The sequence below is a fragment of the Micromonospora sp. NPDC047557 genome (assembly GCF_043205095.1).
Taxonomy (GTDB): Bacteria; Actinomycetota; Actinomycetes; order Mycobacteriales; family Micromonosporaceae; genus Micromonospora.
In genome coordinates, this window is record NZ_JBIDDK010000001.1 from 1,497,594 (window position 1) to 1,510,177 (window position 12,584).

The window sequence follows — 12,584 nt, forward strand, 5'->3', positions numbered from 1 at the left end:
CGGAAAGACCGTGAAGCGACTGTTGGTCATCCCCGGCCTCGCCTCGGCCCTCGCTCTGACCTTTCTCGCCGGACCCACTCCGGCCCAGGCCGGGTCGGCCCAGCCCGTGCCCGCCTCCGATGTCGAGGCGGTGATCGCAGCGGGGCAGGGCACTGCCTGGTGGTGAGCCAGACCGGACGTCGTGATTCGGGGCGGGCGCGCCGGTTGGCGCGCTCGCCCCGAACTCGGTTCACGGCGCTAGCCGCATTATTTGTTGAGGAACTCCAAGGCGTTGGTGAGTATCTTCAGCGACTGCGTCGTCTCGGTTAATGCCCTGCGGAGGGCGTCAACCTCCTGGCTGGACTGCCGGGAGGTGTCAGGTTGTGTCGATGCGCCGACCAGACGAAGGTGCATCTCCTGGACCCCGACACCTGCACTGATGCCCAACTCGCCAGCGAGCCGCAACTTCAGCTGGTGTAGCAGCATCAACGCCTCGCCCGTGCGCGACCCAAGATGGAGGGCCTCGGCGAGCTGGCAGTGCAGCTTCTCGTGGTAGGGGTAGCCCTGGACCCAGGTATGTAGATCGGCGGTGACAGCGCTGTGCCGGCCACGGCTGAACTCCAACTCGACCAACGTCTCGATCGACTTGAGTCGGGATTCCTCCCAACGAAGAGCGTCGGCGCGCAGCGCGGGCGAGTCGATGCCCTCCAAGACCGACCCCTGCCAGAGGCCGAGGGCGGTGTAGAGGTGGTTCGCCGCGCGATCGAACTGCCCGAGTTGTTGAGCGTGCTCGGCTTCGGCGCAGAGCTTCCGGAACCTGAGCCCGTCGACCTGCTGCTCGTCCACCTCGAGGGCGTACCCCCGACCGATGCGTTTGATCTGCGCGGTACGTACTTGCCCAAGGAGACACCGGAGCTTGCCGAGCCGATTCTGGACCTGCTGACGTGCGGTGTTGGGGGGCTGCTCGCCCCATAACACATCGATGAGCCGGTCAATCGGTACTGGTCGGTTGGCGTCGAGTAGAAGGGCCGCGAGAAGTCTGCGATTCCGGTCCCCAGCAAGGGGTAGGACCATTACACCGGATCTAACGGTTAATGGTCCTAAAAACGACATTTCCAATTGAGCCCCCGTGTTACGTGCGGTGCGTTGGCCATTGCGAGCCGTGGATCAGCATAGCCAGCCGTGGATGTGCGTCAAGACTCAGTCAAGATCATGGGCGGCAGGCATGGCAGCCTTGAATGTGACTGATGTCGGGATATCGCGGCATGGTCCACGGTGCGGTTAGAGGGCGAAATCGCCTGCGTGTGGCCTCCGGGAACGGACAGCCGCCAGGGGTGGGTACAACGCTGGCCGACGACGCGACGGAGGGCCCGACAGGCCGGGGCCCATGCCGCAGGGGACCGACCGTGGGAGGTGGGCTTGTCGAGCCAGCTTCTGATCCCCGTGGATCCACATGAGAGGTCTCTGCTCAGCACGGCGTGACTGATCGCTCACCGAATGGTGCCGGTTCGCGACCCGGGCGGGCAGGGAGTACATGACTCACCGCTGCGAGTACGGCAGGATGCCTCTTCATGAGCACCCAGTCGACGCCCGGCATCGACGACGCCGGAACCACCGACCACCCGTCCCGCTCCGATGGGTTCGTCCGCGGCCTCTCCGGCGCCATCGGCGGGCCGCTCGGCGACCACGCGACGGCACTGGACCGGCCGGCCGGCCACGAGCGTCGGTTCTGGACCGTCGTCCGGATCGTCCTGGCGCTGGCCTGCCTCACGCTCGCGCTGCACTGGGTGCAGAAATCCCCGTGCCAGGACGGCGCCTGGCAGAAGAACGTCCAGTACACCCGGTTCTGCTACACCGACGTGCTCGCCCTCTACTACGCCGAGGGTCTCAATGAGGGCAAGGTGCCCTACCGGGACCACCCGGTGGAATACCCGGTGCTGACCGGCTACTTCATGGGGGCGCTGGGTCTGCCGGTGCACACCATCGGCGACGGCGACCCGAGCATCAACCAGGGCCAGTGGTTCTACAACCTCAACGCGCTCGTGCTCGGTGCGCTCGCCGTGGCCACCGTGGCGGTGATCCTGGCGCTGCGCCGCCGACGACCCTGGGACGCCGCGTTGTTCGCACTCGCCCCGGCGCTGGTGCTCACCGCCACCGTCAACTGGGACCTGCTCGCCGTCGGGTTGGCGGCGTTCGGTCTGCTGGCCTGGGCCCGACGACGACCAGCGGTGGCCGGCGTACTGCTCGGCCTGGCCGGCGCGGCGAAACTCTGGCCGCTGTTCCTGCTGGGGCCGATCCTCGTCCTGGCGCTGCGGGCCAACCGGCTCCGCGCCGCGCTCACCGCGCTCGGCGCGGCGGTGGTGGCCGTGGTGCTGGTGAACCTGCCCGCCTACCGGGCCAACCCCGACAACTGGGGTCGGTTCTTCGAGCTGAACACCACCCGGCCGATCGACTGGGGGACGCTCTGGTACATCGGGCGCTACCTCGACGGCAAGGTCGGAAACGACCCCGGCCAGCAGGGCCCGTTCGAATGGTTGAACGCCAACATCCCCGCCCTCAACACCATCTCGTACGCCCTGTTCGGGCTGGCCTGCCTCGGCGTGGCCGTGCTGGCGCTGCGGGCGCCGCGCCGGCCGCGCCTCGCCCAGCTCGCCTTCCTCGTGGTCGCCGCGTTTCTCATCTTCAGCAAGGTCTGGTCCCAGCAGTTCGTGCTCTGGATGCTGCCGCTGGTGGTGCTGGCCCGGCCGAAGTGGGGCGCCTTCCTGGCCTGGCAGCTCGCCGAGGTCTGCTACTTCGTCGCCTTCTACGGTGAGCTGCTCGGCGCGGCGACCAGCCGTCCGGTCTTCCCGGAGGGCGTGTTCGTGCTGGCCTCGACGCTGCGACTGGCGACCGTGGTGACCCTGTGCGTGCTGGTCATCCGGGAGATCCTGCACCCCGAGCAGGACGCGGTACGGGCCACCTATGCCGACGACCCGGACGGCGGCGTGCTCGACGGCGCACCGGACGCACCCTGGCTGGACCGTTGGCGCCGCCGAGCAACGACCACCGAACCCGAACCTGAGCCGGCCGTCACCACGTGAGAGAGCGTCAGAGTCGATAGACGACGGCGTCGCCGACGTCCTGGCGGGTGATGCCGAGCGACTCGACCGGCGCGTCGATGGTGATCTCCCACGGCGTGCCGGGCACCTGGCTGCGGAGCAGCACCACCGTGCGGACGCCGAACGTCCGCAGGTAGTCGATGCTCGTCTGGTCGGGGAACGACTGGCTCACCCGACGGACGTCGTCGAGCTGCCGAGGCGTGAAACCGCTGCCGCCGTTCACCACGTCCGGGAACCCGTCGGTCGACCAGAGCATCACGTGCTGGTCGATGCTCTGGTTGCTGGGCAGCACCAGCAGCGGTCCCTCTGCCGCGCGCATCGCCGCCGGCTGGGCAGGCACCACCGGATGCGGGGTGGCGTTCAGGCCTTCGAGTGTGACCAGCAGCAGCGGCAGCAGGGTGGCCATCCGCAGCCACGGCCCCGGCCAGGACGGGATCCGCTGCGCGGCCAGCTCACGGACCCGGTCGGTGAGGGCGGTGACCGCGCCCGCCGCGAGCAACGCGAGCAGCAACGTGGTCCACAGCATCAACCGGCCCGGGGTACGCAGCGCGTTCCAGCCCGGCGCGTGCTCGAAGAGCGGCACGTAGGTGAACGTGCCGTCGAAGAAGCGGGTGCCCATCGCGAAGGCCATCGTCACCAGCACCCCGACGAGCAACAGCAACCGGTGCCGTAGCCGCCAGACCGAGAAGAACAGCCCACCGGCGGCCAGCGCGTAGAGCACGAAGCCCGGCAGCAGCGTCATCTCCGGATGCCACGGCAGCGCCGCGCGGGCGCCCTCGTGCAACCCACCCCAGATCCGTGATTCGGCCGGTGCGGTCACGAAGCCGGACGCTGGCGGCGAGAAGATGCTGATGTCGCGGATCGTCCGCTCGGCGTACGGGTGCAGTTCGGTCACCTTGAAGTACGGGAACGCCATCAGCAGGCCCACCCCGGCGAAGAGCGCCCCACCGACCACATCGGCCACGAGGAGCCGGCGGCCGAACGGCAGCGCCCGGCCGGACTTCAACCGGCGAACTCCGAACAGCACCGCGACGACGAGCACCGCTCCGGCCAGGAAGTACGCGAACGGCAGGCCGATGCCGAAGCCGAGGCTGACCTGCCAGGCCGCCACCAGCCAGCCGGCGTACACCCAGCCGTCGTGCCGCCGCTCCGGCCGGTAGCCGTGCCGTAGCGACCAGCCGTGCCCCCGCGCGAGCATCGCGAGCGCCAGCGGGATGCCACCGTTGGAGAGCACGTGCAGGTGCCCGGCCTGGGCCAGCAACCACGGCGCGTAGGTGTAGCCGACCCCGGCCACGGCGGCGCCGATCCGACCGGCACCGAGCTGCCGGGCCAGCGCGTACGCCCCGAGCGTGGCGAGCGCGTGCGCCAGCACGAACATGATGTTGTAGCGCAGCACCGCGTCCTCGGGGCCACTGCCGAGCATCCCGGCCGGGGCGTAGCCGAGCAGCGTGTCGGAGAACGCGAAGCTCCACAGCTCCGGGAAGAACGTGTTGGACTGCCACAGTCGCGCCGGGTCGGCCAGCAGGATGTGCCCGGACCACGCCATCTGCCACGCCTGGAGGCTCGGATCCCAGGTGTCCTGCGGCAGGGTGTAGCGCGGGTAGCGCAGCGTCGGCCAGGTCATCAGCACGGCCAGCGCCAGCGCGCCGAGGGTGGCCAGGGTCCACTCGTGGACCAGGAAGCGGCCGACGGCGCGGGCGGCTCGGCTGAGTCGGCTGGGCCGCGGCTCCGGCGCCGAGGCGAACGCCTCCCAGCGTTCGGCCTCGACCGGCTTCGCGTCGCCCGGCTTCGCGTCGCCGTCGGCCTTTCGCCGACCGTCGGCGTCATCCGCCTTCGTACCCTCGGCCTCGTCGGCGTCCTTGACTGCGACGTCCTTGACTGCGGCGTCCTTGACCGCGGCGTCCTTGACTGCGGCGTCCTTGACTGCGGCGCCCTTCGTGCTGCCGCGCTTCGCGGCGGATTTCCTGCCGCCGACCTTGGCGATGTCGTTCTTCGTGGCGTCGCGCGCTGTTCGGCCGTTCGGGGCGATGGCGCCCTCGGCCCCAGCGGTGCCGGATGGCGCGTCATCGGCGTGGGGCGCGCTGGCCGCGTCGGTGTTGGCGGTCGCGTCGGTGGAGGACGTGGCGGTGGCGGGAGCCGGCGGGGCGGGAGGGTCCCCGGCGCGCGTCGACGCCGGTCGGCTCGGGGCGTCGTCGGTCGGAGTGGGCCGGGGGTTCCCGGGCTGTCCGGTGGTCATGCGCCCGGGCGCTCCGTCCCGAGCTGCTGACGGAGGAAGTCGATGTCGGCCGCCTGACCGGACACGCCCCCCGGGGTCTCGACGACCACCGGCGCCCCGGCGGCCCGGATCACGGCCACCACCAGCTCCGGGTCGATCGTCCCGCCATCGAGGTTGTCGTGCCGGTCCTGGCCGGAGTTGAACGCGCCCTTGGAGTTGTTGGCGTGCACCAGATCGATCCGACCGGTGATGGCCTTCACCCGGTCGACCAGGCCGAGCAATTCCTCGCCACCGGCGTACGCGTGGCACGTGTCGAGGCAGAAGCCGACCTCGTGGTCACCGATGGCGTCCCAGAGCCGGGCCAGCGCGTCCAGCCGGCGGGCGCAGGCGTTGTCGCCGCCTGCGGTGTTCTCGATGAGGACCGGGACGCCGAAGCCGCCGGAGTCCGCCGCGTACGCGAAGGTCTTGCGCCAGTTGTCGAAGCCGACCGCCAGGTCGTCCCCGGCGTTGACATGGCCGCCGTGGACGATCAGGCCCTTGGCGCCGATCTCGGCCGCCGCGGTCGCGTGCCCGAGCAGCAGCTTGCGGCTGGGGATCCGGATGCGGTTGTTGAGGGTCGCCACGTTGATGACGTAGGGCGCGTGCACGTAGAGGTCGACCTCGGCCGCGCGCAGCCGCTCGGCGTCCTCCCGCGGCTTGGGCGCCTTCCATCCCTGCGGGTCGGAGAGGAAGAACTGCACGGTGTCGGCGGACCGGGCGGCCGCCTCCGCCAGCGGGTCGGTCGAATCGACGTGGGCTCCGATACGCATGGCAGCGAGCCTACGTCGCGACCCCGACGGCTGCGGCGACGGCCGGTGCGGTGTCGTCGCTCGTCGCGTCACCCCGGCTGCTCGACGATCGTTGATGGGATGGAACCCGGCGAGCAGGGCCCGGGACTGCGCGTGGCGGGTCCGCCGCGCATGGCAGTCGGCGCTCGTCGGCCCGAGAGCGAGGTCATCCCCGCGGCGCGGCCCGGCGCCGCGGGGGCGACCCCTCGACGTACCAGATCTCCGCCGTTGCAGAATCTCGGAAAATTCTGCCTTTTGCCCCGACAAGGGACGAGAGCCGTTGTATCGTCAGATAACAACACGATAAAGCTCCGCGGGGCGTCTTCGGTCCAACCTCATCGGTGTGGTCGTTCCTCCCCAGGTCCCACCCAAGGAATGCGGACGGGACGCTCCGCGGCCTCGTTGACGGGGGCTCGCCACCGACCAGTGACGGTCGGGTGGTGGGCCCCCGTCGGCACGCCCGAGGCACTGGCCCGACCGCCCCGGGCATGATCGTCCGGACCGGGTATCCTGGTCAGGTTGTCCGCGTCCGGCCGGGTTCCCCCGGCACGTGCGGGCAGCGACGCACGACCTCCTGCCACGGAAGGACCGTGGCCGCTTAGCCCACAGGAGGTGAGCACGTCTTGCGTCATTACGAGATCATGGTGATCCTCGATCCCAGCCTCGAGGAACGCACCGTCGCCCCGTCGCTCGACACGTACCTGAACGTGATTCGGACCGCGGGTGGCTCGGTTGAGAAGACGGACGTGTGGGGCCGCAGGCGCCTCGCGTTCGAGATCAACAAAAAGGCCGAGGGCATCTACGCCGTCGTCGACCTGCAGGCTACGCCTGCTGCCGTGGCCGAGCTGGACCGTCAGCTCCGCCTGAACGAGTCCGTGCTGCGCACCAAGGTCATCCGGCCGGAGATGCGCTAAGCATTCAGTCCGGCATTCAACCCGGTTCGCCCGGATCAGCCTCCGCGACTCTGTCGTACGGCTCTGAGAGCCTGTACGACGAGACGCTGAGTGCGCGAGGAGATGGTCATGGCAGGAGACACCACCATCACGGTCATCGGCAACCTGACCGATGACCCCGAGTTGCGGTTCACCCCGTCCGGTGCGGCGGTCGCCAAGTTCCGGGTCGCTTCGACGCCCCGTTTCATGGACAAGACCACCAATGAGTGGAAGGACGGCGAGCCGCTCTTCCTGGCTTGCACCGTGTGGCGTCAGGCGGCGGAGCACGTCGCCGAGTCGCTGCAGCGGGGCGCCCGCGTGATCGTCTCGGGCCGGCTGCGTCAGCGGTCCTACGAGACCCGCGAGGGCGAGAAGCGCACCGTCATCGAGCTTGAGGTCGACGAGATCGGCCCGTCGCTGCGCTACGCCACGGCGAAGGTGCAGAAGATGTCCCGCTCCGGTGGCGGTGGCGGCGGCTTCGGTGGTGGCGGCGGTGGTGGCCAGGGTGGCGGCGGAGGCAACTTCGACGACCCCTGGGCTTCGGCCGCACCCTCTCCCGCGCGTGCTGGTTCGGGCGGCAACTTCGACGAGGAGCCTCCGTTCTAATGGCGCCGAGCGCCCGCGATCGCAAACCAGGAGCAAGGTCAATGGCCAAGGCTGCGGCACTTCGCAAGCCGAAGAAGAAGGTGAACCCGCTCGACAAGGACGGGATCACCTATATCGATTACAAGGACACGGCGCTGCTGCGCAAGTTCATCTCCGACCGCGGCAAGATCCGCGCTCGGCGGGTCACCGGCGTGACCTCGCAGCAGCAGCGGCAGATCGCCCGCGCGGTCAAGAACGCCCGCGAGATGGCGCTCCTGCCGTACACCGCAACGGCCCGCTGAGAGGAGGCACCGATATGAAGATCATCCTGACGCAGGAAGTGTCCGGCCTCGGTGCCCCGGGCGACATCGTCGAGGTCAAGGACGGCTTCGGCCGTAACTACCTGCTGCCGCAGGGCTTCGCGATCGCCTGGACCAAGGGCGCGGAAAAGCAGGTCACGGTCATCAAGCGGGCCCGTTCGGCCCGCGAGATCCGCGACCTCGACCACGCGAACGAGGTCAAGGGTCAGCTCGAGGGTCTCAAGGTCAACCTGAAGGCCCGCGCCGGCGACGGCGGTCGGCTCTTCGGCTCGGTCACCTCGGCCGAGATCGTCGACGCCGTCAAGGGCGCCGGCGGCCCGGTCCTCGACCGCCGCCGGCTGGAGGTGCCCGGTCACATCAAGTCGACCGGCACCTACCCGGTGAAGATCAAGCTGCACCCCGAGGTCACCGCGTCGTTCAACCTGAACGTCGTTCAGGGCTGACGACCAGCTGCACCACGACGAGGGCCCGCACCGATCGCTCGGTGCGGGCCCTCGCGCATGCCCTGGCGTGACCGGCTCGCCGTCAGCCGATCGGTTGACCGGTCACCGCGCTGATCAGCACCGTGGAGAGGCCACCGCCGACCACCGCGGCGGCCAGCGCGATGGTGGCCGACCGCCACGTCGTGCCGACCCGCCGCAGCAGGGCCGCCACCACCAGACTGCTCACCAGCGCCAACCCGAAACGCGGCGAGCCGGCCAGCAGCGACTCCAACGCGCGTGACCGGGCGGAGTCGCAGCCGCCCCCGCTGATGTCGGTGACACACCCGGCCGGGGCCTGCCCATCCAGCGTCAGCAACCACAGGAAGATCAGCACTGCCGGCACCAGGTAGCAGGCGGCGGTGTAGAGCAGCGGCCGGACGGACCCACCGGGATCCGGGTCGAGCAGGTCGTCCTCCAGACGACGCGCCCAACCGCCCGTCGCCACCGACTCCACCCGCCGTCGGACCGACGCCGCGCCGACCGGCGGCCGGTCCGACCGACGCCGGGCGCCATCAGGGGGTACGGGAGCACTGCGCGGTCGCGGAGCCGTGTAACCCACCACCGGCGACCGGGGTGCCGACGTCGTCGTATCCATCCAGCGCGGATCGTCGCCGGACAACCGCGTGCCGGACCAGAAACCGTTGTCCTGGCTTGACCACCCCTCGGCCGCCGTGAACCGGTCGGAACGGGGTGGGAGCGTCCGGTCCCACTGGTCGTCCTCGACCGCCGAGCGTTCCCACTGGCCGGTGCGGTCCGACCGCTCCCAGCCACCGATGTTCTCCGCCTGCGACCACTGCTCGCTCAGGTCGGCGCCGTCCGGGCCGGCCGGCGGCCAGGCGTGCACACCCGACGCGTCCCACGGGTCCACCGCGGGCGCGTACGACGGGTCCGGCTCCGCCGCCCGCTCCGATCCGCGTTCCCACGGATCCACCGCCGGACGCGTCCAGGACTCCTCCGCCGCCCGTCGGCTGCGTCGTGTCGGCCGGCTCGGCTCCGGACGAGACGTCCCGTCGGCCGGGTCGGACTCCAGGTCCCCACCGGACCAGATCACCTGGGGCCGGCCGACGGGCGCACGGCGGGGACGACGGTCCGGGACCGCGCCGGAGACCGGCTCCTCCTCTGCCGCGTCGGCACGCCGACGGCCGGCGTACCCCCCATCCTGCGGTCGGTCGAGCGTCCACTCCCGGGTGTGGTCCGAGTCGGGGCCCGCGCCGATCGCCGGCCGCTCACGCCAACCCGTCTCGACGGCACGCCGTCGGGCACCCGTCGCCTCGGTGCTTCGCCAGCCGCCTCCGGAACTCGGACGCTCGACCTCGAACTCGGGCTCGTCCTCGGGCGCGTCCTCGTCCTCGTCGGGCGCGGCGTGCCGGCCGCCGCCGTCGGCGTGCCGAACTCCCGACTCCAGCGCCCATCGCGGCAGGTAGGCGTCGACCGGTTCGTCCTGCCCACGGTCCAGCGCACGCCGCCGACTGGAGGTGCGATAGCGCGCGTCCTCGTCGTACGGCTCGACCGGAGCGGGCAGCATGGGGTCACCCCACGAGGCGGTCGGCGGGCGCTCGCGCGGGCTGCCCTCCCCGCGTCCCCAGTCCCGGTAACTCACGGCCGGAGTGTGACCCTTCTGAACCGAAAGCGTAATCCGCTGTCCAGGTGTAGCCGTTCGCTGGAGATAGTACGGGAAGATCGTGTCACAGAACCGACCGAAATATTCTCCTCCACAGGCTGGGGATCGCGTCTCAGCAGCTCAGCGGCCTGTGGCCGAGAATTCCCCAACCGTTGTCCACAGCCTGTGCACACCCTGCGCACATGCTTGTGCACCGGTGTCCACAGGTTGTCCCGAGGCCCGTCCACCGGGCTTGTTGAGTCGCTGACCTCGGGGTCCGTATGGTTGGCCCTCGACCGCCGGCGCGATGGCCCCCGATCGACCGGCCTGGTCGGAGGAGAACTGTCGTACCCCGGCGGTAGAGCTGGGACCGGATCCGACGCAGTGGAGGGGGGACCCGTGTCGGTCACCGACGACAGGCGGGCGGAGTCACGGCCCGGCGGCGGCCAGCCGCCCGTGCAGCGGGACGGCCAGTTCGACAAGACCCCGCCCCAGGACGTCGCGGCCGAGCAGTGCGTCCTCGGCGGCATGCTGCTCTCCAAGGACGCCATCGCTGACGTCGTCGAGATCCTCAAGACCAACGACTTCTACCGGCCGGTGCACGCCACCATCTTCGACATCATCCTGGACATCTACGGCCGGGGTGAGCCGGCCGACTCGATCACCGTTGCGGCGGCTCTCGCCGACTCCGGCGACCTCGTCCGCGTTGGCGGGGCGCCCTACCTGCACACCCTCATCGCCAGCGTGCCCACCGCCGCGAACGCCGCCTACTACGCGCGGATCGTCAGCGAGCGGGCGGTGCTGCGCCGGCTGGTCGAGGCCGGCACCAAAATCGTGCAACTGGGCTACGGCACCGCCAGCGGCGGCAGCCGCGACGTGGACGACGTCGTGGACCTCGCGCAGCAGGCCGTCTACGACGTCACCGAACGGCGGGTCAGCGAGGACTTCGCGGTCCTGGCCGACATGCTCCAGCCGACGCTCGACGAGATCGAGGCGGTGGGTGCGCAGGGCGGAATGATGACCGGTGTGCCGACCGGCTTCACCGACCTGGACCGGCTGCTCAACGGCCTGCACGCCGGCCAGTTGATCATCGTGGCCGGCCGACCTGGTTTGGGTAAATCTACGGCAAGTATGGACTTTGCTCGAAATGCTGCTATTCGTGCCAACCAGGCCGCCGCCATCTTCTCGCTCGAAATGAGCAAGGTCGAGATCGTCATGCGACTGCTCTCGGCCGAGGCGCGGGTGCCGCTGCACGTGCTGCGCAGCGGGCAGCTCTCCGACGACGACTGGACCAAGCTGGCCCGGTGCATGGGCGAGATCAGCGAGGCGCCGCTCTTCGTCGACGACACCCCGAGCATGAACCTCATGGAGATCCGGGCGAAGGCCCGCCGGCTCAAGCAGCGACACGACCTCAAGATGATCGTCGTCGACTATCTCCAGCTGATGACCTCGCCGAAGCGCACCGAAAGCCGGCAGCAGGAGGTCGCCGACCTCTCCCGTGGCCTGAAGCTGCTGGCCAAGGAGGTCGAGTGCCCGGTCATCGCGGTGAGTCAGCTCAACCGTGGCCCCGAGCAGCGCACCGACAAGCGCCCCCAGCTGTCCGACCTGCGCGAATCGGGCTCAATTGAGCAGGACGCCGACGTTGTCATCCTTCTGCACCGCGACGACTACTACGACAAGGAGTCGCCGCGGGCGGGGGAGGCGGATTTTATTGTGGCCAAGCATCGGAATGGGCCGACCGACACGGTGACGGTCGCGGCCCAGCTGCACCTGTCCCGCTTCGTCGACATGGCCATCGGCTGAGCGGTACCGGATCGGGTCACCCGAGTAGGGGGAACCAGCCCGCCGCCTCACCAAGCTCCACCCGGTCCCGGTCGGTGAGCGGGATTCGGCCGGTGGCCTTCAGCAGGAACTCCTGGTCGTCCCATCCGGCGGGGCGGACCGCGTCGTCGCTCAGCAGGCCGTCCATCGTGGAAACGGCGACGCGTATTGCCGTTGGGCCGGGTGGCGGCGCGTCCGGCAGCTCCGGCGTCAGGTCCAGGTGGTGCACGACGGCCTCGGTGGTCAGGGTGGCGAGGAAATCCGGTACGCGCAGCACGTGGCCCTGTGTGGTCACGTACCCCTGGGGGTCAGCCGACGCGGCGGCGCGGACCGCAGCCGGGGCGGTCTCTTCCCAGAGTCGGACGATGCCGGTCGGTCGGTCGAAGGCGGACGCCGACCGGCGGACCCACCAGGCGTGCCGAGCGGCCTGGTCATCGCCGCCCGGGAAGCCGCGCCAGTAGGACACGTCGTCCACGTCGGCGGGACCGTCGACGTGGCTGGCCAGGGCCACGAGTGCCCGCTGGGCGTCGCCGAGCACGTGCAGCAGCAGGTCCGCGACGAGCCAGCCCTGGCAGCGGGTCGCTCGTTGCAGGCGCGCGTCGTCCAGGCCGTCGACCACCGCCGTGATGCCGTCGTACGCCTGGGCGAGAGCCTCGTCCGGCCGGATCTCGGTCATGCGATGCAGCCTCGCATGACACACCTCGGCCGCCAACCATCGACGGCGT

At 70.1% G+C, this 12,584-nt stretch carries 12 protein-coding genes; 7 read left to right on the forward strand and 5 right to left on the reverse strand.

Annotated features, from left to right (window positions below; genetic code table 11):
• Positions 1-10: 10 nt before the first annotated feature.
• Positions 11-166 (forward strand): hypothetical protein, encoded by a 156-nt coding sequence (locus ACGGAQ_RS07035; RefSeq protein WP_393045336.1) that lies wholly within the window; start codon positions 11-13, stop codon positions 164-166.
• A gap of 80 nt (positions 167-246) precedes the next feature.
• On the opposite strand, the gene ACGGAQ_RS07040 is transcribed toward ACGGAQ_RS07035, so the two are convergent.
• Positions 247-825 (reverse strand): BTAD domain-containing putative transcriptional regulator, encoded by a 579-nt coding sequence (locus ACGGAQ_RS07040; RefSeq protein WP_393045338.1) that lies wholly within the window; start codon positions 823-825, stop codon positions 247-249.
• Between the two features lie 725 nt (positions 826-1,550).
• Here ACGGAQ_RS07040 and ACGGAQ_RS07045 point away from each other — a divergent pair.
• Positions 1,551-3,059, forward strand: coding sequence for a glycosyltransferase family 87 protein (locus tag ACGGAQ_RS07045; protein ID WP_393045340.1), 1,509 nt, complete (start codon positions 1,551-1,553; stop codon positions 3,057-3,059).
• 7 nt (positions 3,060-3,066) lie between these two features.
• Here the strand turns inward: ACGGAQ_RS07045 and ACGGAQ_RS07050 are convergent, their stop codons facing one another.
• Both ACGGAQ_RS07050 and ACGGAQ_RS07055 read right to left on the reverse strand, forming a co-directional pair.
• Entirely contained in the window at positions 3,067-5,313 is a 2,247-nt protein-coding gene (locus tag ACGGAQ_RS07050; RefSeq protein ID WP_393045342.1) for a hypothetical protein, read from the reverse strand.
• Positions 5,310-6,101: a deoxyribonuclease IV gene (locus ACGGAQ_RS07055; protein ID WP_393045344.1), complete on the reverse strand. Its 792-nt coding sequence runs from the start codon at positions 6,099-6,101 to the stop codon at positions 5,310-5,312. The genes ACGGAQ_RS07050 and ACGGAQ_RS07055 overlap by 4 nt, the downstream gene beginning before the upstream one ends.
• 641 nt (positions 6,102-6,742) lie before the next feature.
• On the opposite strand from ACGGAQ_RS07055, the gene rpsF reads away from it, so the two are divergent.
• The 4 genes from rpsF to rplI all read left to right on the forward strand — a co-directional run bounded on the left by rpsF (position 6,743) and on the right by rplI (position 8,399).
• Positions 6,743-7,033: a 30S ribosomal protein S6 gene (gene rpsF / locus ACGGAQ_RS07060; protein WP_007453836.1), complete on the forward strand. Its 291-nt coding sequence runs from the start codon at positions 6,743-6,745 to the stop codon at positions 7,031-7,033.
• Between the two features lie 90 nt (positions 7,034-7,123).
• A complete protein-coding gene (locus tag ACGGAQ_RS07065) occupies positions 7,124-7,657 on the forward strand; it encodes a single-stranded DNA-binding protein (RefSeq protein ID WP_234582687.1) in 534 nt (177 codons plus the stop codon).
• A gap of 41 nt (positions 7,658-7,698) precedes the next feature.
• Entirely contained in the window at positions 7,699-7,938 is a 240-nt protein-coding gene (rpsR, locus tag ACGGAQ_RS07070) for a 30S ribosomal protein S18 (RefSeq protein WP_007073789.1), read from the forward strand.
• Between the two features lie 14 nt (positions 7,939-7,952).
• Positions 7,953-8,399 (forward strand): 50S ribosomal protein L9, encoded by a 447-nt coding sequence (gene rplI, locus ACGGAQ_RS07075; protein WP_007453817.1) that lies wholly within the window; start codon positions 7,953-7,955, stop codon positions 8,397-8,399.
• Positions 8,400-8,481: 82 nt separating this feature from the next.
• Here the strand turns inward: rplI and ACGGAQ_RS07080 are convergent, their stop codons facing one another.
• Positions 8,482-10,038 (reverse strand): hypothetical protein, encoded by a 1,557-nt coding sequence (locus ACGGAQ_RS07080; protein WP_393045347.1) that lies wholly within the window; start codon positions 10,036-10,038, stop codon positions 8,482-8,484.
• Positions 10,039-10,437: 399 nt separating this feature from the next.
• Here ACGGAQ_RS07080 and dnaB point away from each other — a divergent pair, with 399 nt between their 5' ends.
• Positions 10,438-11,841: a replicative DNA helicase gene (dnaB, locus tag ACGGAQ_RS07085; RefSeq protein WP_355134582.1), complete on the forward strand. Its 1,404-nt coding sequence runs from the start codon at positions 10,438-10,440 to the stop codon at positions 11,839-11,841.
• A 16-nt stretch (positions 11,842-11,857) separates the two neighbouring features.
• Here dnaB and ACGGAQ_RS07090 read toward each other — a convergent pair whose 3' ends face one another.
• Positions 11,858-12,535 carry a maleylpyruvate isomerase N-terminal domain-containing protein gene (locus ACGGAQ_RS07090; protein ID WP_393045349.1) on the reverse strand — a complete coding sequence of 226 codons (678 nt, stop codon included), beginning with the start codon at positions 12,533-12,535 and terminating at the stop codon, positions 11,858-11,860.
• Between the last annotated feature and the right edge of the window lie 49 nt (positions 12,536-12,584).

Coding starts and splice junctions, on each gene's coding strand:
- rplI (WP_007453817.1), top strand. CDS start 7,953: ATGAAGATCATCCTGACGCAGGAAGTGTCCGGCCTCGGTGCCCCGGGC.
- rpsR (WP_007073789.1), top strand. CDS start 7,699: ATGGCCAAGGCTGCGGCACTTCGCAAGCCGAAGAAGAAGGTGAACCCG.
- ACGGAQ_RS07050 (WP_393045342.1), bottom strand. CDS start 5,313: ATGACCACCGGACAGCCCGGGAACCCCCGGCCCACTCCGACCGACGAC.
- ACGGAQ_RS07090 (WP_393045349.1), bottom strand. CDS start 12,535: ATGACCGAGATCCGGCCGGACGAGGCTCTCGCCCAGGCGTACGACGGC.
- ACGGAQ_RS07055 (WP_393045344.1), bottom strand. CDS start 6,101: ATGCGTATCGGAGCCCACGTCGATTCGACCGACCCGCTGGCGGAGGCG.
- ACGGAQ_RS07045 (WP_393045340.1), top strand. CDS start 1,551: ATGAGCACCCAGTCGACGCCCGGCATCGACGACGCCGGAACCACCGAC.